This is a genomic window from Dyella acidisoli, from assembly GCF_030160295.1.
In the GTDB taxonomy this organism is placed as follows: Bacteria; Pseudomonadota; Gammaproteobacteria; order Xanthomonadales; family Rhodanobacteraceae; genus Dyella_B; species Dyella_B acidisoli.
Genome location: NZ_BSOB01000050.1, coordinates 1 through 20,775, shown reverse-complemented (window position 1 = coordinate 20,775; position 20,775 = coordinate 1). Strand labels below are relative to the sequence as shown.

The window sequence follows — 20,775 nt, the reverse complement described above, 5'->3', positions numbered from 1 at the left end:
AGACGTCTCACGCAAGCATTTTTTCGACCGGAAGCACGAACATCTCGCGCGCACCGGCCTTCTTGATTTCTTCCAATTGCCGCCAACTCACTTCGCCGGCACAAAGCGCCTGCAACATCAGCTGATCGGGCTGCCCCGCCACAGGCAGCAGCGTCGGCTGCGGGCCGCCCGGCAGCAGTCGCGTGACGGCTTCGAGCGAAGTGCGCGAGGTTTGCAGCAGCAGCAGGCGCGATTCGCGTACCTGGATCACGCCGTCAAGGCGCTTGAGCAGCAGCTCCACCATATCGCCGCGCTCGTCGGTCGGTAGTGTTTCCGGACCGGCCAGCACAGCCTCACTTTCCAATAGCACGTCAGTTTCGCGTAACTGGTTCGCCACCAGCGTGCCGCCGCTTTGCACGAGATCGCAGATCACGTCAGCCGTGCCAAGTTTGGGCGCAATTTCAACTGAGCCGGCCAAGGTGATGACGCCGGCATCCACGCCCTTCTCCCGCAGCCATGTACCGAGCAGTGCGGGATACGAGGTAGCGATGCGCAGGCCTGCCAAATCCTCTGGCCCGTTGTAGTTCATGTCCTGCGGCACGGCGACCGACAGACGGCAGCGTCCAAAACCCAGCGGGCGCCACTCGGTGAGCGACGCAGCGCCATTGCCAGCCCCGTTCTTGAATTCGTTGAGTACATTGCGGCCAACGATGCCGAGATCGCAGACGCCCTGGGCAATGAGCCCAGGAATATCGTCATCACGAACCAGCAGCAGATCCACCGGCTCGCCCTCGCCAAAGCAGAACAGCTTGTCGCGGCTCTGGCGGAAGGTAAGGCCACAGCGATTGAGCAGATCCAGCGCCGGCTCGGTCAGCCGGCCGGATTTCTGCATGGCGATACGCAAACGATCCCTGGGTTTCATGCACGCGCCCTTTTCGCTGCCGTACGGGCACGCGTAGCGCGCGCAGCCGCCGCGAGATAACCACCGGCGCCCTGGTTCAGATAGCGCGCGACCCGCCCGATCGTGGTGATGCTGACGGCAGTGCGCTCGTGAATCTCCCGATAGGACACACCCTCGAGCAGGTACGGCACCACCCGCCAGCGATCCACCAACACCTCCAGCTCGGCCGGCGTGCACAAGTCGTTGAGGAAGGCATTCATTTCCTCAGCGTTCTTCAACGAGAGCAAGGCCCGGCACAGGCTAAGCCTGGCGGACTCTTCCGGGGTCTCGGGGTCGATCGATCGGCGCTTCATAATGTACTAACGCATTAACACAGTGGAGCGCATTCTAGACGCTGGTTATGTTTTGCGCAAGCCGCCATCCGGGGCGTGATCTGGGCATCTATGCGGGGCGTTCAACGACCGTATCATTCGCAGGCGGCGCCCTTCCCCACGCCACGCATGGAGATGCCATGAACAAAGGACTTGCCTCCCCAGTGATTCGTCCTGCGGCCTACCTGATGATTGCCGCAGTCATCGCTTTCGCTGCCGTCTGCGGCGCCGCGCAGTACTGGCGCACGGATCTCGATCCCATCGCAGTGCCGCTGAGCATCTACCTCACTGGTCCAGGTGGCGCATACGTACGCCTCACCTACTATCTAATGGGCGTGGCGCTGATCGTGTTTGCCGTACCCGCTTATCGAGCAACCGCTGCGCCATTGCGCAGTGCTCTGGCGCTGGTGTTATTCGCCATACCAGGGCTGTTGCTGCCTGTGGTGGCGGCGACCGAGCTATTCAAAGGCACATCACATGAAGACCTGGCCGCGTTGATTCATGGACTGGCGGCACAGTCGACCTTCCTAACGTTGAGCTTCGGCATGCTGCTGCTTTCCAGCCGTTGGCGTCGTGATCCGCGCTTGGGGGTCAGTCGTTATCCAGGCCTTTTGCTCGCGTGGTTAGCTACAGTCGCACTTTGGCTGCAGGTGCTCATGCGCAATCTTCCGCATGGCCTGATGCAGAAGCTGCTGATTGTCTTGATATTGCTGTGGCTGAGCTGGGCCGCACGCCAGTTACTGCGCTCAACTCGGTGACATAGGTATTTACGTGTCGCCGGGGTTGCTTGGCAGAGCCTCACCGCCATTCCGGCGAAGGCCGGAATGACGACTCGACGAGTTTTGTCTGTTCAACGTGTTACGCAGACACCCATGCCTCAGTGCGCCGGGCTTTACACGCCCGCGAACGCCTTCTGCTGTACCAGTTCACACACCGTACGCACATCGCCATCCATCGCACGGTCACGGTGGATGAAGCTGATCTGCTTGCGCAGGGTTTCATATGCCTTGCGCACGGCTTCACCCGCGTGGAACTCACCAACTTCCGACAGCGCGGCGGTGAGCTGCTTCACTTCTTCGACGAACTGCGCATAGTGCGAGTGATCTTCACGCGGCGCATTGGTGACCTTTGAAGCCAACGCCTGCCAATCACCACGCGCAGCAAGGCGGCGTGCGGCGTTGAGCATTTCCTGACGGTAGTCCAACGCCTGTGCCGCGGTGTACAACTCCAGCGCCAGCACGTGACTGAGGTCTTCGGTCATTTCCAGTACATGGCGTGCTTCGTTTGCACCCATGGAAACGTGATCTTCCGCGTTCGCGCTGGTCGGCACCGAATACACGCTGGCCGGATGCGCGCGCGTGGCCAGATCGTTCACCAACGCCGCCGCCGTGTACTGCACGATCATGAAGCCGGAATCAGTACCGTCTTCGTTGCCGGTGAGGAAAGCCGGCAGGCCATCGTTGGTGGCCGGGTCGACCAGCTTGTTGAGGCGGCGCTCGGAAATCGATGCCAGCACCGGAATCGCAGCCTTCACGTAGCTCATCGCCAGTGCCAGCGGCATGCCATGGAAGTGGCCCGCGGAAATCACCTGCTCTTCGATGTGCGTGGCATCGGTGTTATCCGGGAAGATCAGCGGATTGTCGGTGACCGCATTCAATTCAATATCGATGATGCGGCAAGCCTGCGCCCAGGCATCACGCACCGCGCCGTGCACCTGCGGCATGCAGCGCAGGCAGTAGGCATCCTGCGGCTGATGCTTCTTGCCACCCTTGAACGGCAGGAAGCGGCTGTAGAACGCCTCGCGACCGTGACGCTGATTGGCTGGCACCCAATCCCAACCGATATCGAAACTCAGCGCCTGATCTTCCGGTGTGTTCCACGCCTCGGCGCTCCACGGGCGGAAGCGAGGCACCAAATGATAAGGAATGTCGACCAGCGTGGAGCCGGTGAGCAGATCACGCACATGATCCGCTGCTTGCACCTGGCCCGGATGCGGGCGCAGCGCATGCACTTCCGGCCGCAACGCGCCGCTGCGGCCAGCGAAAGCATCCAGGGTCATCGAAGCGGCAAGATCTGCCACGTTGATCAGATATTCCAGCGTATCCAGCGCCAGCGCTGCCGTGGCGAGCATCTGCGCGGTCCCGTTGTTGAGCGCCAAGCCTTCCTTGAAGGAGAGACGGATCGGCGTGAGGCCGGCGCGCTTAAGCGCTTCCGCACCCGGTAAACGTTCACCTTTGTAGAAGGCCTCGCCGCCGCCAAGCAGCACGATCGCCAGGTGCGACAGCGGCGCCAAATCTCCGCTTGCACCCACCGAACCCTTCTCCGGCACCACCGGAATCACATCGCGATTGAGCAACTCCGTCAGCGCTTCCAACGTCTCGACGCGAATGCCGGAATGGCCGCGCATCAGCGTATTGATGCGGATCACCAGCAGCGCGCGAACTACTTCCGTAGAAAACGGTTTGCCCACGCATACGGCGTGCGTGGTGATCAAGTTGTGCTGCAGCTCTTCCAGCAGCGTGCCTTCCGGCTTGTGCGGATTGCCGCCCGGCAGTTCATCACGCAGGCGATACGCGCCAAGGAGCTTGTCTGCGTTGCTGCCGAAACCGGTAGTAACACCGTAGATCGGCTCGCCGCAGCTGACCTTCTCCGACAAAAAATCCGCAGTACGACGCACACGCGCCAGTTGTTCGGCATCGAGTCGTACACCGTAACCATGACGCGCCACAGCAGCGAGTTGTTGGCGGCTGAGGCTGTTACCGTCGAGGAGAATGGTTTGGTTCACAAAGGCTCCAACGTGTTGTCATGACCGCGTAAGCGGAAAACCACGATTCAATCCTGCAGATTTTCCCAGAGATCACGCCATGTGGGGTTGGCGGTCTCGATCAGTTGAAGCTTCCATGCGCGAGTCCATTTCTTTAGTTGTTTTTCGCGAGTGATAGCGGAGGGGAAGTTTGCGTGATGTTCGAACCAGACGAGACGCTTCACGTCGTACCGCTTGGTAAAACCACCACCCAAACCCTCGCGGTGTTGCCATACACGAAACCTAAGATTTCCCGTCACACCGACGTACAGGGTGCCGCGCTCACCACTAGCCATGATGTAAACGGCGGGTTGCTTTGAAGCCATCCATGCATCTCTTCTTCATCCATGACCTACAACACGCAGCAGCAACCTCATTCGCCCTCAGAGCCGTCATTCCCGCGAAAGCGGGAATCCATTTTAAGGATGCGACAAAGGGCAAGATGGATTCCCGCTTTCGCGGGAATGACGGCAGTGGAAGCTTGAGGCGCAAGGCAACAACCTCACCCCATCACCGCTGCCTGCTCCAACTCCACCCGCAGCGTTTTCACGAGCTCCGTGCGCGCCACCTCGAACTGATCCTCGCGACGCAAATCCTTCACCGTCACCACACCTTTCGCCAGCTCGTCCTCACCCAGCACGAGCACAAAGCGAATACCCGCGCGATCGGCATACTTGAACTGCTTGCCGAGCTTGCCACCCTCCAGCACCACTTCCGTGGCAATGCCGGCCGCACGCAGCTCGCTCGCCACCGCCAGATACGCCGGCAATTGCGCAGCATCCATCTGCGTGACCAGCACATCCACCGTGCTGTGCGCTGTGCTGATCAAACCCGCATCGCGCAACTGCCAGTAAAGACGCGTCAAGCCGATGGAAATACCCACGCCCGGCAAATGCGACTTGGTGTACTGCCCCGCCAGATTCTCGTAACGGCCGCCCGAACAGATCGAGCCGATCTGCGGGTGATCGTTGAGCGTGGTCTCGTAGACCGTACCGGTGTAGTAGTCCAGGCCACGCGCGATCGACAGATTCAACGCGTAATGCGTTTCCGGCACACCGAAATCGCGAATCAAGCCAAGCACTTCTTTCAGTTCGGAGCGCCCTTGCTCCATCACTTCAGGACCAGGACCCAACGCATCAAGCTTCGCAAACGCATCCTGCAACGACGTGGAACGCACCTGCACGAAATCCAGCACCTTCTGCGCCGCCTCGGCACTCATGCCGAACGCCGCACCAGTCAGCGTTTCACGCACGTAATCAGCGCCGCGTTTATCCAGCTTATCCACCTCGCGCAGCACCAGCGTCTGCTGCTCCGGATCAGTCACGCCCAGGCTCTCGAAATAACCGCGCATCAGCTTGCGGTTATTGAGCTGGATAGTGAACGCGCCAATGTTCAGCTCGCGGAACACGCTATAGATCACCGCCGGCACTTCGGCGTCGTAACGGATCGACAAGCTATCCTTGCCAATCACGTCGATATCGCACTGGTAGAACTCGCGGAAGCGCCCGCGCTGCGCACGCTCGCCGCGGTAAACACGCTGCATCTGATAGCGGCGGAAAGGAAAACTGAGGTCGTGCTCGTGCTCTGCCACGTAGCGGGCAAGCGGGACAGTCAAATCGAAGCGGAGCGCCAGCTCGGGTACTTTGTCGGTTGCTTCAGAACGTTCATGTTCCTCAACCCATTTACCCAGGGCATTTAACGTGCCGGTGGACTGTACAAAATACACCTGCCGCTCCGTCTCCCCGCCGGTCTTGGTCAGCAGCACATCCGAATACTCGATCACCGGCGTCTCCACCGGCAGGAAGCCAAAGCGCTCGTAGTTGCGACGGATCACGTCGAGCATGCGCTGGAAAGCAATCTGGTCGAGCGGCAAAAGCTCGAGCACGCCGGGCATGGTGCGGGCCTGGGTAAGCGCCATGGAATCCTCTGCTTTGGGGGTGGAAGCGCTGCGGAACAGCAGCCCAATAGCGTAACAGATGCAACCGTCTCCCTTCCCCGCCACTGGCAGGAATTCCACCCCAGGAGCAGGCTCTCGCCTGTTGCCAACCTCACCCGTCCCCGTTAAGATACGCGGCTCCCACGGGGTGTAGCTCAGCCTGGTAGAGCGCTACGTTCGGGACGTAGAAGTCGCATGTTCGAATCATGTCACCCCGACCAATGTTTCTTAAAAAAGCCGGCCTAGCAGCCGGCTTTTTTCATGCAATTTGAACAGGCCTTTTTCTCCCGGCCCCAAGCTTGACGAGACGCCTAACCCACCGCGTCGTCATCCCCGCGAAAGCGGGGATCCATTTTCGCTTCTCACCGAGAGCAAATCGCTTCCGCGAAAATGATGTTCCCGTCTTAATCCTTTGCTAGGTCAAATTGCTGCCAACCAACCTATTTGGTCCAGTGCCATAGTCACTAACCCCAGAGACAACGTTCCCGTGGGTGTAGTTATTGACAATCATGTAATTACCGCCCGTACCAGAATCCACGATGATGCCGAAGTTTTGCGTATTGCCAAAACCTTGTACTTGCGCAGCGGTGCAATTTCGGATGGAGAAATTACCAATGCCCGGACCGACGTAAATGCCCGGCACATTCGCGCTCGTTGTTCCATTGCCAGAAGCAACGCATGCATCCATCGAAAAATGGGCCACACTCCCAACAAACTGCCACCCTGCTAACGCGTTATTGAACGCACGACAGGCCGTGAATTGGATGTTGTAACCGCCTCGCACCTCGAAGCCCGTAGCAGCACAGCTTGAACCCCAACAATTCACCAGCTGAATACCTTGAGCGATTCCTCCAGAGGAAGGATTGATCACCCATCCGTTGGAGTAACAGGTATCCGCAGCGACGCTTTCGCCAAAAACCCATTGGACAACATTGCCCGACGGTGGACTGATGTTGACGCCAGTCCCAAGACGCAGGATATCGACGTTTGTCATGCGACACGTATCGCCACCAAACAGGGCAATACCGGTTGCAGCGTTGGAAGAAGGGCAGCTGATGGTGCCGCTTTCGATGAAGATCAAGCCACCGTTGCTCGTACCGGGCGTTGGCTGATTCCAATAAATTCCAATGTGACTGACGGTATCAATGTCGAACGTTTGTATATAACAAGGTGCATTTACACCATTCACATAGACGCCGTAGTAACAGTTGTAAAAATAGAAATCCTCACAACGAAAGAATCCACATGTATCCACATTCAACACCGCACCGGCCGTTGGCGCGCCGGCAAAACTGACACTCATGCTTGCGAAGCCACACAGCCCAACATTGCTGAAGTGAAAAACGTCGACGCTTGCAGTAGGTGAAATTTGTGCAGCCCCCTTAGATTCCCCAACAATCTGTGTGCCTGTGGTGCTAACGACCAATGTGGCGCTGGTCACATAGTGGCCCGCAGGAAAGTAAACAGTGCCGGCACCGACATTGATTGCATTTTGAATAGCGACAGTGTCGTCGGTAGTACCGTTACCTGTTGCGCCGAACCATTTGACCGATCGCCAGTTACCGTAACCTGCTCGATACCAACTTCGGCCTGAAGCATCATTGATGATCGTGCCATTGTTATCCGCTGCATTCGCACCAACGACGAAAAGCCCCTGACCACCGTCCCCGTTTGTGCTGTAACCAAGCAACTGGCAGAAGGTGTCTGGAAGCGTAGTAGAGGTAGCTAGTCGAAGTGCTGCAATATTGGCCAGCCAGACCGTATCGCCCGAAATCCCCTGGGCGCATGAGTCCCCACTACCCAAAGCCATCGCCCCGCCAACTGCAAGTGGGAAGGCTTCAAGAAATTTTCGTCTTTCCATGTACTGCTCCTCAACTACAAAAGCGATCAGGCTACTCGATGGGAACAAAAAAGGCCCCTTCAAAAGGGGCCTTTTCGCAGAACATTACTGCTTCACAGGTGGCTTACTAGCGCCCTGCCTTTCGCAGTCAATATATAGACGGGCATAGACTCAGTCTCGCCCTCCACTATCTCAACCAAGCCTTGCCCGGCTAGCTCTGAAGCAAGCCGAGCTATGTTCTCACGGCCACCCATACCTGTGCTCGACAGCGCCCTATCCAGACTGTACCAAGTCCAGTTCTTGTCTTTGCTTGAAAGCAACTTCAAGACAGATTTTTTAATTTCTTCGTTCATTTAGGTGCATCCGGGTGATAGAGCTGTCCATCTCGAAGTCCGTAATCTTCGAGAGTCGCCGTATGAGCATTGTTCCACAGTTCGTAAGCCTCATCAGGATTTGAAGGTTGCCCTGACTCCCAGCCAAGGTTCGAATATCTCTGAAACTCCCTGATTTCATGAGTATAGAAATTTAGATCTACTTGCGTAGGATCTAAATTTCCATTTGCGATCTGACTTAGGCGGTCGATCATAAAGTCATTCGCATCATCTTGACCAAATCGAGAGAGATGCTGGACAACAGTGTCTACACCATCGTTAGTTATCTGTACGCCGTCAGTGCTGAGATTCTCTATTGGGCCTCCTGCCTGAGTAGGATCAAAGGGCCGACCGCTAACCGGCCCTCTCGCACCATAGATTCCTGTGTCTGGAACAGCACCGACTGAGTCCGTAAACAAACTCTTTAGACTACTAAATGCACCCTCAATGCCGCCTTCCAGCAATCCTACCCCACTGGTTATAGCAGTTGCTGCCGAGTTGAACCGCTCATTCCAGGCATCCACCCCCATTATAGAAGTCCCGGAAAATGGATTGACACCCTGCTCCAATCCGCCGTTCGCGTCCTTGTTCCATAGAGCGGACCAGGAGGCCCACACGTTGCCCATACCGTTGAGTACGCTACCGCCCATGCGGTACATCATGGCCGATCCAGGAGCATAGGGTTGTAGCTCCGATGCAGTGTCCTGGGTGTAGTTGTAAATGTTATTCAAAAGGGTTTGAGGCACAGGTCCAATCGTGGACTCATTTATCTGCGTAGATGATTGCAATCCGCTGAATGGGTTTAACAAAGATCCCAGGTAGGCATTGAGCATCCACGGTCGAGCTAACGCCGCATTTGATCCGCTATCCCCTGCGCCCCCGTTTTGAGAACTATCACTAGATGGATCAGATCCTGTTTCTGCCGTCGCAGCGTCACTGGAATTTACGGTCACAGTACCGAGCGTCTTCGCGCCCGCCGTACTTGTCGTATCGGTACCGTCATAACCCGGTGCCCGCCATTCGAGCGAATCATTGTCGCCTGCAGAAGAGGGAACAGAACCCATTTCACTAGTCGCTGTTAATACAGACGTATCGCTCAACGAAGTCAGCGACACATCACTCAACGCCCCTGCCTGAATCGTCACATTAGGCGACACGCTGTAATCCGAACTCGAAATCGAAGGCAAGTTGTCGCCGCTGCTCTGTTGCTGGCTCAACTGCACTTGCGATGCACTCACCTGCCCCTGCAACTGCAGTGCCGTATCACTCGCACTTTGATACTGCCCTTGATCAGACGTGTACTGCGCCGAAAGATCGTCGACCTGCGACTGATCGGCGGAGTATTGCGCACTCAAACTGGTGTATTGCGCGTTATCGGACTGATAAGCAGTGCTCAAATCGCCTAACTGCTGCTGAGTGGAAGCATCAACCCAAGAGCCCAGGTTGTTGTTGCTTCCCAGCAACCCACCCAGATTGTCGCCATTCCACCAACTCGCGCTCCCATCGCTCGTTGATCCGCTGCTACCTGAGTCGCCAACACCGGCTCCAGCCGTAGCCAGGCTGTAACCGGGGATGACCACGGTGCTACCACCGCCGGGATCATTGACCAAAGCCATCCCATCACTGTCCTCACCCTGGAGGCCATCCGGCGGAGGGGCCGCGTCCGACATGTTGCCTTCAGCTCTAGCCTCTTCGGCAGTACCCACCCCTATAGAGGGGCGATGGGACCAAGCGGAAATCGCCACTTCGCTGGCAGCTTCTGTAGCCTTGGACGGCTGCCCCCAACCGGCCATTTCACGGGCCCACAGATCGTCTTGAGCAGACTCAGGTTTTGGCGAGGCGGATGACAACTCAGCCTGCTGCGCGACCTCGCCTGCTTGCAGTTGCACCTGTTTGGCCTGACGCAGCGCCTGTGCCGCCTGCCCATCGGCAGCATCCGCCTGATCTTTGGCGTTAGCCACCGCCTGCGCATCCTCTAAAAGTTTCTTCTGCAGCGCCTCCGCTTGCTGCTGCGCGGTCGCCGCCGCTTGTTGCTGTTGCTCGATTTGCGCCACCGTCTGCGCCAACGCCGATTGCTGATTGAGCACCGACTGAATCGAGGCCGTCACGATCTGCGCGGTTGTTTCACACGCTGTGGCGCCGCCATTGACGATCCCGTTTTGGGCATACGGCTGGAAGGTGCTAGACGCATTCGCCGTGGTGGTCACTTGCGGGATGTGCAACACCATGCCCACCGGTAAGGGGCTGTCGACTTGCAGGCCATTGGCTTCCGCCAGGATGTAGGCGTAGTTGCTGTCGCCGTAGATTTTCCACGCCATCACCGCCAGCGTATCGCCGGCTTCCACGGTGTAGTTCTGCGTGCCCAAGCTGCCGTTGGTATAGCCGCCCGTGGTGGCGAGCACGTTGATCGCGCCATCGGTGTTGACGCTGCCCAGGCCTTGCTGGCCGGCGTATAGGAAGACGGCCGTGTTGGACGCGCTGCCACTGGGGGTGTTGGTTTTCTGCAGCACTTGGCCATCCGCGGTGTAGGCCATGACGTTCGTTTGCGACGTGCCATTGACCGTGCCGCTGGTTTGGGCCAACACACCCAGGTCGTTGTACGTGTTGGTATTGGTAAGGTTACCGGCACTACCGGTTTGCACGGTCTTGCTGAGCAGCGCCGCGTTCTGCAGCAAGTAGCTGTTTTGATAGTTGGTGGTGCCGGCCGTGGGACTGCCGTTGACGACCGTGGGTTGGCTGCCGGTGATGACGCGGTAGCCGAGCAGATTGCCATCCGCGTCGTAACCGTAACCGGAGGAGAAAGCCTGGTAGTTGTCGTCGGTGGACAGGTACAGCGCGCCGTCCGTGGCGCTGCCCATGCTGGGCAACGACGACGGCACCGATTGGTCTTGCGTGGCGTAGGTGCTGCTTTGGATGGCCGCGGCGGTGTGGTACTGGTTGATCAGATCTTGTGCGCCGTCTTCGTCGTATTCGCTTTGATCTATGAGCTCGCCATCGGTGTTGTACGTGTAGATGACGTCGCTCTTGATCCAACCTGCGTCGCTGAAACTGACAGTCGAACCGCTGTACGTACCGGCTTCGATGCTGCCTGGCAGTTGGTAGGTGATCGTACTGATCAAACGACCGTCAGCGTCAAAGGTTTGCGTTTGATAGTTGGCGAACGAGCTGCCGCTCGACGTCTGCGTTTCGATGAGCTTTTTTTCGCCGAGCTGGTCGTAGATGTATTTCTGGCTGGTCGTCTGATTGGATGAATTGACCGTGGTGTACATCGCCAGATCGCCGGCGGCATCGTAGGCATTCTCGCCTGAGTTGAGGCCGCTGGTGATGACGATCTGGCCGTTTTGCAAGCTGCCGTTGGTTACCAGCACGCGACTGTCTGCGTCGTAGGTGTACCAGTTCGCCACCATGTTCGGAGCAGGCGATGGCGCAGGTGTCGATGCCGGCGTGGCAGCGGGCGTCATCACGGCAGCGGTTCGGTTGGATGTTGTCGTGGTTGTCGTCGGTGCTGCCGTGATAGCCGGATTCACTGTACCGGCGATCAGGATACTCATCGTCACCGAAACCGACTGACCATCGACGGGGTCGGTCACCGTTAACGTCGGGTAGTAGTAGGTGTTGCCACCGGGGGCCGATTGTGGGAGCACGGATGTCGGTGCACGCACCGCGTACGGGTTGGAACGGTTGTAAGTCAGAACGCCTGCCGAGCTCATGGCGGTATAGGGCGGAACACCGCCAGACAGGGTGTACGTGAGTGACCGCCCCATGGGATTGGTAAACATGGTGCTCGGCACCGTCCAGGTGTAGGTACCGCCCCCTCCCCAGGAGAGCTGGATATCGCCTGAGCCGTTGTAGACCGGTGGCGGAGCCGGATTCACGGTGAGCGTGAAGGTGGTCGAAGCGACCGCACCGTTGCCGGCCGTGGCGGTGTACGTGATGGTGGAGGTACCCGCTGCGCTTGGCGTGCCACTGAAGGTACGTGTCGATGCGTTGAAACTGATGCCTGATGGCATGCCGCTTGCGCTGTAACTGACACTCAAGCCTGCAGGATCGCTTGCGGCGGGCGCTTGGTAACTCCACCCCCCGGCCGTAGCGGTGGCGGCTTGGTTCGCAGGCTGACTGCTGAAGACAGGCGTCGGCGACGGCACCGTGATGTTGAAGGTCTGCGAAGCAGACTGCCCACCTGTCGTGGCCGTTGCGATGTATGTAACGGTGTAGGTGCCGCCGGTGTTCAACGTGCCGCTGAAGGTGCGCGTCGAAGCATTAAACGTCATACCCGATGGCACACCGCTCGCGCTGTAGGTGACGCCATAGCCATTCGCGTCGGTCGCCGTGGGTGCCTGATAGCTCCAAGCACTGCCCGGTGTCACTGTCTGCGTGCCAATGCTGCCCGTAAAGGTTGGCGCGACATTGGACACCGTGATCGTGAACGTCGCCGTCGTGGCGGGACCACCGCTCGGTGTCGCGGTGTAACTCACTGTGTACGTGTTACCGGCGGCGGGTGGCGTACCACTAAAGGTGCGCGTGGACGCATTGAAGCTGACGCCTGACGGCAGACCGCTGGCGCTATAAGTGATGGCGTAACCATTCGCATCCGTCGCGGCAGGCGCCTGATAGCTCAACGCCTGGCCCGGCTGTAGAGTCTGGTTCGTCGGCGCGCTGCTAAGCACCGGCTGCACCGCTGGCACGGTCACGGTGAAACTGCCGCTGACACTGTTGCCCAGTGCATCCATGGCGGTGACGGTGACGGTGTAGCTGCTCGCTGCCGTAGGGACCGGCGGCGCGCCGGTAAAAGTGCCGGTGCTACCGTTGAAGCTCAACCAGCTCGGCATGCCGCTGGCTGTGTAGGTAAGCCCCATACCAAGCGAATCGCTGAAGCTCCCCACCACGCTGTAGTTCAAAGACGTACCGCCGGGCGCTACCGATTGCGCGGTCAGAGCCGTGCCTAATGTCGGGCCACCGGCGGTGAGCGGGATCGGCGTAGCCGTAGCACCATACGCGCTGCGCGTGAAGACGGCACGGCGATTGCCATCGGCGTCGTACACGTACACGTTGCGCATCGTGGCCGTGTTGCCTGCGCTATTTTCGTAAGTCGCTTCCCGCAAGCGGTTATGGCTGTCGTAAGTGAGCACGGTCTGCCCGCTCACCGCATTGCCACCGCCGTCCTGCGTGCTGACCGTTGACAGGATTTCATTGCTGTTGGCGTCGTAGCTGTAACCGTAGGTGGAGGTGACGGTGCTGCTGCCGCTGGTCACTGCCTCGGTCAAGCTGGCCAGCCCACCATTGGCTTCGTAGCCGAAGGTGAGCGTGGAGGTAATCGAACTGCTAGGCCCGGTGGGTGACCAGTTGCTGGTTTCCTTCGTCAGCAAACCCGAGTTGGCGTCATACGTGTAGGTGTACGTCGCACCGCTTTCGTCGGTGTGCGTTTGCACTTGCTTGAAGTAGTTGTAGGTCCAGCTTTGCGTATAGCCATCGGCATCCGTCTGATGGATCAGGTTGCCGTTGACGTCGTAGACGTACGTGGTCGTTTCGTTGAGCGGCGTGGTGCTGGTGAGAACGCGATGTTGGCTGTCGTAGGTGTAGGTAGTCGTGTACTTAGCTGCATTGGCTGTATCGCCCTTTTGCCAGTACCCACTGCCAATACCATCGTACGTAACCAAACGATCGCCATTGGCATCGAGCACGTAGTGGTTCTGCAACACTGGCGTGCGTGGCGTGCTCTGACCATTGAACTGAAGGTAGCCCTGGTCTGTCACCTGGTTGAGGTTGTTGTAGGCGGTGAAGCTGATGTTGGCCGCCGTGCCGGTGGCAGTTTGCGCTGGCGGCGTTTGCGTGGCGACCGCGCGACCCAACGCGTCATAGCTGGTATAGGTGTAGGCACCGGTACCATCCACCACCACAGTCTGGTTGCCTACCGCGTCGTAGCTGTAGATCGTGGCGTTACCGTTCGCGTCCGTCTGCTGCTGCAGCTCGCCGTTGACGTTGTAAGCCCAGGTTTCGATCGGGTTAGTCCACGTGTACACGCCGGAAGCGGAGACCACCAACACGTTTGCGCCGGTCTGCTCGATCAGGTGGTTCTGGCTGTCGTACTGGGACGTAGTGGTATTGCCGTTAGCGTCCGTCTTGGCCGTGACGTTGCCCCAGCGGTCGTAGCTCAGGCTGACCGAAGCACTGTTTTCGCCTGCTGCAGCGTTCGTGGCCGGCGTGATCTGGCTGACCACTTGATCGCTGAGGTTATAGGTGTTGTGCGTCCATACGGCAGAGGCGCCGCCGGTCACCGTGCTGCGGTCGACCACCAGGTTGCCGACAAGGTCGTAGCCATACGTGTGCAGCGCACCGTGGCTGTCCGGCGCGCTGCTTTGCTGCCCGGCGGCGTTGTAGGTGTAGGTGGCCTCAAAACCATTGTTATCGCCCTTGGCGATCACCTCGCCGAAGGCGTTGTATTTCTGCTGGGTAGAGCTGTCGTACGGGCTCACGCCGCTGCGCTGCACCGCGGTGCTCAGCAGTTGATTGTTCGCATCGTAGGTGTTGGTGGTGGTGACGGTGGTGCTGCCGGTCAGCGTATAGCTCTGCGTGAGTACGTTGCCGTTAGCGTCGTAGGTGAAGGTGCGCGAGGTTGCGTTGGCATCCGTACTTTGCGTGAGCTGGCCGAGCGCGTTGTAGCTGGCGTAACTTTGTTGGGTCAAACCACCGCCCGCGACCGTGGTGCTGACGGCGTGGCCGAGCGCGTCGTACACATAGGTGGTGACGGGGCTGACGCTGGTATAGAGCGCGGCGGTCGTGAGGTCGTCGGTGGGCGTACTTTCCAGGATCGACTGCCAGTTGCCCACCAACACCGAACGAGCCGGAGCGGTGACGGTCAGCACACGGCCCAGTGCGTCGTAGGTGGTGGTGGTCACGGCACCGTTGTGGGTTTGGGTCAGGACCTGGTTTTCGCCGTTGTAGGTGTAGGCGTTGCTGACGTTGGCGGTGGTGTAGCTGGTCGTGGAGCCACTGGTGGTGTAGTAACCGCCAGTGTCGAGTTCGGTGCTCACCCGGCCGATCGCGTCATAGGTGGTGGTGGTGGTGCGATCGGCGCCACTGGCTTGCGTGGCCGCGGCCGGTAAGCCCGGTGGCGTCGTGGTGGTGATGCTGCCGGTGCTGATCGCCTGCGCGTACTGCGTGCTGCTGGTCACCTGGCCAAACGCGTTGTACGCCGTGGTGGTGACGTAACCTTGTGGACTGGTGTACGCGCCAGTCGGCGTCACGACCATCACGGCGCGATTGAGCGCGTCGTAATAGGTGTACGTGGTGGCCCACACCGCGGGTGTCGTAGTCGAGCCCGACGTCAAGGCACCCTGCACCAACTGCGACGAGCTGGTCACGTTGCCGTACGCGTCGTAGGTATAAGTGGTGGTTGGCGAGCCGGTGGCGACGTTGCCGCCCAGTACACCCATGGAGAGGTCGTACGCGATGGACGACAGCACCACCTGTGTCTTTTGGTTGAGCTGGTTATAGGTCGTCGTCGTGGTGCGATCGTTGGACGAAGTGACGAGGCCCTGCTGCACCTGCGCCGCGCTCAGTGGCTGGCCCGCACTCCAGCCCGTGATCGCGCTGGTGTTGAGCGCCGTGGCGTACTGCGTGGTGCTGAGCACGTTGCCGTAGGCGTCATACGTCGTCGCCGTGAGGTAGCCATTGCCATCGATGCGGTCGAGCACGCGACCATCGGCGTCGTACACGGTGTACGTGAGGTTGCCGTTGGCATCCTTCGCCACCACCGCCTGGCCGAGCGCGTTATAGGTAGTGGTCGTGGTGTGGTTAAGCGCATCGGTGGTCTGGATGCGCCGCCCCATCGCGTCGTAGGTATAGCTCGTGGTGCTGATGGTAGAGATCGCGCTGGCGCTCGCGCCGTAGCCCTGGCTCACATCGATGAGGTCACCGAACGCGTCGTAAGTGTTGGTGGTGTAAAGCGATTGATTGGTGAGCGGATTGCTGTTGCCATAGCCGCCCACTGTGACCTGCGGACTCTGCGTCTGGATCAGCCGGCCCGCACTGTCGTAGGTGTAGGTCCAGACGGCGCCGTCGCGATTGGTATAACTGATTTTCTGACCCAACGCGTTGTAGCCATAGCTGGCGTTGGTGCCCAGCGCATCGGCGGTGCTGATCACCTGCCCGCGCGAGGTATAGCTGGTGGTGCTGAAGCGCACACCGGTTGTCCCGGCAGCCGTGACGGCGGCCGCGATCGTGCTGGCGGTAATCGTGCCCGGCAGCGTGATGGCCGTGGCGTATTGCTGCGTCTCGATCACGCGACCGACGCCGTCGTAGCTCAGCTGGGTGACGTTGTTGAGCGCATCGATCGTGTAGAGCGCGCGGTTGTCGGCGTCGTAGACGGTGCGGGTGGTTTCCTTGGTGGTGAAGCTCGCCACCGCGGTGGTGACACCGGCCGTGGTGAGCTGCGCGCTTAACGACGATCCGGTGCTCAACGTGAGCGTGTTGCCGTAAACCGTCTGGCTGGTGACATTGCCATTGGCGTCGTACGCATAGGCGGTCACCTGCCCCACCGTGCCGTTCTGCTGCACGGTGAAGGCATGACGACCGGCCGCGTCGTACAGCATGAGCGTGGCTTCGGCGCTGCTGTCCGGATTGCTGCCCGTGGTGCCGCCGACTTGGCCGCTGAGCCAGCTGTAGGCGGCGCCGGCTTGCAGGGCACTGGTTTCGGTCGTGGTGCTGATGGCGTTGGCATAGGCCAGGGTTTCGATCACGCGACCGGTCGCGTCGTAGCGCGTCTCGCTCACGTAGCCGAGCGGGTCGATCGTGTAGCGCGCCTCGCCCGCGCCGTCGTACACGGTGTACGTGATGGCATCGTTCGCCGTCGTTGTGAGGACTGCCGCGATCTGCGCGAGTGTCGGTGTATGACCGAGTGTGGCGAGCTGAGCGCTGGTCAGCGCCGTGGCATAGGCATGCGTGCTGGTGACGCGGCCATCGGCATCGTAGGTGGTTTGTGTCACCGCACCGGCGGCGTTGACGGTGAACAACACGCGGCCCGCCGTGTCGTAACTCGTGATGCTGGCGCGATCGTTCGCGCTGGGGGTGATCAGCGCACTGACCTGCGCGAGCGTGGGCGTGCTGCCGAGCGTCGCCAGTTGGGTGCTGGTCAATGGCGTGGCGTAGGCGATCGTCGTCGTCACGCGACCGGCGGCATCGTAGAGCGTCTGCGTGACATCCCCGGCGCCATCGATGCTGTACACCGCCTGGCCGTCGGCGTTGTAGGCGGTGGTGGTGACCAGATCGTTGGCGCTGGTGGTGAGGTAGCTGGCGACCGTGGCCGGTGTCGCCGTGGGGCTCAGGCTGCTGGTGGAGAGTGCCGTGACGTACTGGCGAGTTTGCGTCACCTGGCCAGCGGCGTTGTAGGTGTACTGCGTGGGATTGAGGCCGATGCCGTTGATGCGGTAGACCACTTGGCCGTCGGCGTTGTACACGCTTTGCGTGTAGCGGTCATAGTTGCTGGTCGTGAGATCGGCGGTGACGGCGGCGATCGTCGGGGTGGTGCCCAGTGCACTCAGCTGGCTGGCGGTGAGTACCGTGGTGATGGTGCGCGTCGCGGTGAGATGACCGTCGGTGTCATACGTGTTTTGCGTGACGGCGCCGGTCGGATCGATCGTGAAGACCTGTTCGCTCGCCTCGTCGTAGACGTAACGCGTGACGTTACCGTTGGCGTCGGTCTGGGTGATGAGGTTGTCGTTCGCGTCGTAGGTGTACGTCGTCGTCAGATTGAGCTGGCCGGTACCTGGATTGACGATCGTTTGGCTCAGCCGTTCGAGGTTGTCGTAGACGTATTGCGTGGTGGTCGCCGCGCTCGTCCCCGCCCCTTGCGTCACGGTGAGCGTCTTGCCGTCGCCGTCATAGCTGTAGGTGGTGGTGAGGTTGAGCTGGCCGGTGCCGGCATTCACGACCTTGGTCAGCACCTGGCCGTCGGCGTCGTAGCTGTAGGTGGTGACGGCGCCGGTGGGATCGGTGATGCTGAGTTGGCGGCCTTGGCCGTCGTAGGCATAGGTGGTGACGAGGTTGAGGCCACTGGGATCGACCGTCTGCGTGAGCACCTTGCCGCTGGCGTTGTACGTGGTGGTGACCACGTGACCGGCGGCATCCGTGGTCTGGATCAGCGCGCCATCGGCGTCGTATTGCCGATGGCTGACGTTGCCCAGCGCATCGGTGGTGGTGAGCAGACGGCCGTCGGCATCGTAGGTGTAGGTGGTGGTATTGCCGCCGCCATCGGTCACGCTCACCGTGTCGCCCAAGGCATCCTTGACCGTGGTGGTGGTGATGCCACCGGGCGTGGTCACCGTCGCGGTGTGCGTGGCCACGCTGTAGCTGTACGTGGTGGTGTTTCCGAGCGCATCGGTTTCGGTCAGCACCTGGCCGAAGGCGTCGTACGTCGTCTGCGTGGTGCGGGCGGTGCCCTGCACGGTCAAGCTCGTCGTGATCTGGCGGCCGAGCGCGTCGTAGGTGTAACTGATCGTGTGGCCATTGCCATCGGTACGGCTGGTCACGCGGCCGAAGGCATCATAGGTCTGTGAGGCGGTACGTGCGACGGACGACCCGACCCCATCGGTCTCGCTGAGCTGCTCGCCACGTTGATCGTAGGTGTAAGTGGTGATCGTGCTATTGCTCGCAGTCAGTGCACTGCCCGGCTGACTAAGTTGTTGCTGGACTTGCGTGACGTCGCCAAACGCGTCATAGCTGCGGGCCGTTTGATAACCGTTGCCGTCGGTGACGGTCGCGACCTGGCCATCAAGGGTGTAGGTGGTGAGCGTGACTGCATTGGCGTCGCCGCTCGGTGCGGCAAGCGGGGTCGCCAACGCTGCCGTCACTTGCGCCGTGGTGGCGGTCGCGATGTTGAGCGTGGCGCCACTGCTCGTGCCGGTGGTGGTGAGCGTGAGTTGCCCCGCATACGTCGTGGTGCTCGTTACTTCGCCGAAGGCGTTGTATTGATACGCCGAGACATTGCCGAGTGCATTGCGCGTCGCGCCGCTCGGCTGGCCCTCAATCGTGTACAGCAGCTTGCCGTTGGCGTCGTAATACGTCCAGGTGCTGTTACCGAGCGCATCGGTCGCTTCGATGTGTTGACCGAGCGCGTTGTAGACGTAGGTCGTGGTCGCCGTCGCGGCATCGGTCGCGGTCACCGTCTCGCCGAACGCGTCGTAGGTCGCACTCGTGGTGCGCGCAGCACCTTGTCCACTTGCTGGCGTCACCGTGCTGCTGAGCACTTGGCCCACGCTGTTATAGGTGTACGTGGTGACGGTGCCATCGACCGCGGTGCGGCTCGCGACCTGGCCGTCGGCGTTGGTGGTGACGTGGCTTTGTTCGCTGGCCGTGTTCGTGCCAAGGAGACCCACCAACGTGGCGACGCTCTCGCTGCCGGTCAGCGCACTCAGCTGGCTGCTGGTCAACGCGGTGGCGTAGCGCGTGGTGGTGGTCGTGTTCGTCGTGGTGTCGTACGACGTCGTCGTGAGATAGCCGTCCGCATCGATCGTGGCCACGACGCGGCCGTCGCCGTCGTCATACGTGCGCGTCGTCTGGTCCTGTGTACTGGTAACGATGGCATTCTGCACGGCGGCAAGATTGGGCGTGTCGCCGAGGCTGCTCAACGCTGTACTGGTAAGTGCGGTCGCGTAAGCCGTTTGCCGTATCGCCTCGCCCGCGTCGTTGTACGTGGTGACGGTGACATAACCCTGCGCATCGATCGTCGCCGCCGCACGGCCGTCGGCGTCGTAGATCGTGAGCGTCGCGCGGTTATTGGCATTGGCCGAGAGATAAGGCTTCAGGTTGACCAACGCGGGCGGGGTGCCCAAGCTGCTGCGCTGGGTACTCGTAAGCGGCGTGGCGTAACGGGTCGTGGCAACCGCCTGACCGGTACCGTCATAAGTAATAACCGTGACGTTATTGGCCGGATCGATCGTCGCCACCACCTGGCCGGCGGCGTTGTAGATGCTCGTCGTGGTGCGGTCGTTCACCGTGCTGGTCGGCACCGGCAGGCTGGTCGGATAGCTGCTGGTGAGCGCGCCGCTGCTGAGCCACGCGGAGGGGTTGATGGGCGTGGCGTACTGCGTGGTCTGGAGGACCTGCCCATCAGCATCGTAGCTGTAGGCCGTGACGTTGCCATCCCCATCGATGGTGCCGGTTACACGACCATCGGCATCGTAGAACGTGTAGGTGACGTTGCCGGCCGGGTCGATCACGGCAATCGCTTGCCCATCGGCGTTATACAGATAGCTCGTGATGCGGCTGGTTTGGCCGCTGGCCGATTGCGTGCGGTTGAGCAATTGGCCCGCACTGGTGCGTACCTGCGTCGTCGTCAGGCCATTGGCTTGCGTGATGGCGAGCGTGTTGGCACTGTCGGTGTAGACGTAGCTGGTGACGTTACTGAGCGGATCAGTGGTGCTGAGCAGCCGTCCCAAGCCGTCGTAGGCATAGGTGGTGGTCTGCAAGGTAGTGCGGTTGGCACCGGTCTCGGTGCTGGTTTGCAGGAGACGACCCTGCACGTCGTAGGTCGTGGTGGTGATGACGGTGCCGTTCGTCAGCACACCATTGCCGTTGC

8 protein-coding genes and 1 tRNA gene are annotated in these 20,775 nt (G+C 60.2%); 2 read left to right on the top strand and 7 right to left on the bottom strand.

Translation table 11 applies throughout. The features are described from left to right. Window positions 1-7: 7 nt before the first annotated feature. Together hisG and QQJ86_RS18795 are read right to left on the bottom strand one after the other, a co-directional pair. Window positions 8-901: an ATP phosphoribosyltransferase gene (hisG, locus tag QQJ86_RS18800; protein ID WP_284322511.1), complete on the bottom strand. Its 894-nt coding sequence runs from the start codon at window positions 899-901 to the stop codon at window positions 8-10. Continuing rightward, window positions 898-1,233, bottom strand: a complete 336-nt coding sequence (locus QQJ86_RS18795) for a YerC/YecD family TrpR-related protein (protein ID WP_284322510.1) — start codon at window positions 1,231-1,233, stop codon at window positions 898-900. Before QQJ86_RS18795 ends, hisG begins: the two co-directional genes overlap by 4 nt. Window positions 1,234-1,391: 158 nt before the next feature. Between QQJ86_RS18795 and QQJ86_RS18790 the strand changes: the two genes are divergently transcribed. Continuing rightward, the gene (locus tag QQJ86_RS18790) at window positions 1,392-2,009 is read left to right on the top strand and encodes a DUF998 domain-containing protein (RefSeq protein WP_284322509.1); all 618 of its coding nucleotides are present in this window, start codon (window positions 1,392-1,394) and stop codon (window positions 2,007-2,009) included. 134 nt (window positions 2,010-2,143) lie between these two features. On the opposite strand, the gene QQJ86_RS18785 is transcribed toward QQJ86_RS18790, so the two are convergent. The 3 genes from QQJ86_RS18785 to hisS form a co-directional block, all read right to left on the bottom strand. Then, on the bottom strand, window positions 2,144-4,036 hold the full coding sequence (locus QQJ86_RS18785; RefSeq protein ID WP_284322508.1) for an HAL/PAL/TAL family ammonia-lyase: 1,893 nt from the start codon (window positions 4,034-4,036) through the stop codon (window positions 2,144-2,146). A gap of 47 nt (window positions 4,037-4,083) precedes the next feature. Continuing rightward, complete coding sequence (locus QQJ86_RS18780; RefSeq protein ID WP_284322507.1) at window positions 4,084-4,380, bottom strand: GIY-YIG nuclease family protein; 297 nt, start codon at window positions 4,378-4,380, stop codon at window positions 4,084-4,086. Between the two features lie 176 nt (window positions 4,381-4,556). Further along, window positions 4,557-5,972: a histidine--tRNA ligase gene (hisS, locus tag QQJ86_RS18775; RefSeq protein WP_284322506.1), complete on the bottom strand. Its 1,416-nt coding sequence runs from the start codon at window positions 5,970-5,972 to the stop codon at window positions 4,557-4,559. A gap of 162 nt (window positions 5,973-6,134) precedes the next feature. On the opposite strand from hisS, the gene QQJ86_RS18770 reads away from it, so the two are divergent. Next, window positions 6,135-6,211: transfer RNA gene (locus QQJ86_RS18770), tRNA-Pro, on the top strand. Between the two features lie 194 nt (window positions 6,212-6,405). Here QQJ86_RS18770 and QQJ86_RS18765 read toward each other — a convergent pair. Beyond that, entirely contained in the window at window positions 6,406-7,851 is a 1,446-nt protein-coding gene (locus QQJ86_RS18765) for a glycosyl hydrolase family 28-related protein (protein WP_284322505.1), read from the bottom strand. Between the two features lie 328 nt (window positions 7,852-8,179). Then, window positions 8,180-20,761 carry a hypothetical protein gene (locus QQJ86_RS18760; RefSeq protein ID WP_284322504.1) on the bottom strand — a complete coding sequence of 4,194 codons (12,582 nt, stop codon included), beginning with the start codon at window positions 20,759-20,761 and terminating at the stop codon, window positions 8,180-8,182. Window positions 20,762-20,775 lie beyond the last annotated feature (14 nt).

What these genes read in the sequence shown, in the direction of transcription:
- hisG (WP_284322511.1), bottom strand. Translation starts at nt 901, where the DNA reads ATGAAACCCAGGGATCGTTTGCGTATCGCCATGCAGAAATCCGGCCGG.
- QQJ86_RS18795 (WP_284322510.1), bottom strand. Translation starts at nt 1,233, where the DNA reads ATGAAGCGCCGATCGATCGACCCCGAGACCCCGGAAGAGTCCGCCAGG.
- QQJ86_RS18790 (WP_284322509.1), top strand. Translation starts at nt 1,392, where the DNA reads ATGAACAAAGGACTTGCCTCCCCAGTGATTCGTCCTGCGGCCTACCTG.
- QQJ86_RS18780 (WP_284322507.1), bottom strand. Translation starts at nt 4,380, where the DNA reads ATGGCTTCAAAGCAACCCGCCGTTTACATCATGGCTAGTGGTGAGCGC.
- hisS (WP_284322506.1), bottom strand. Translation starts at nt 5,972, where the DNA reads ATGGCGCTTACCCAGGCCCGCACCATGCCCGGCGTGCTCGAGCTTTTG.
- QQJ86_RS18765 (WP_284322505.1), bottom strand. Translation starts at nt 7,851, where the DNA reads ATGGAAAGACGAAAATTTCTTGAAGCCTTCCCACTTGCAGTTGGCGGG.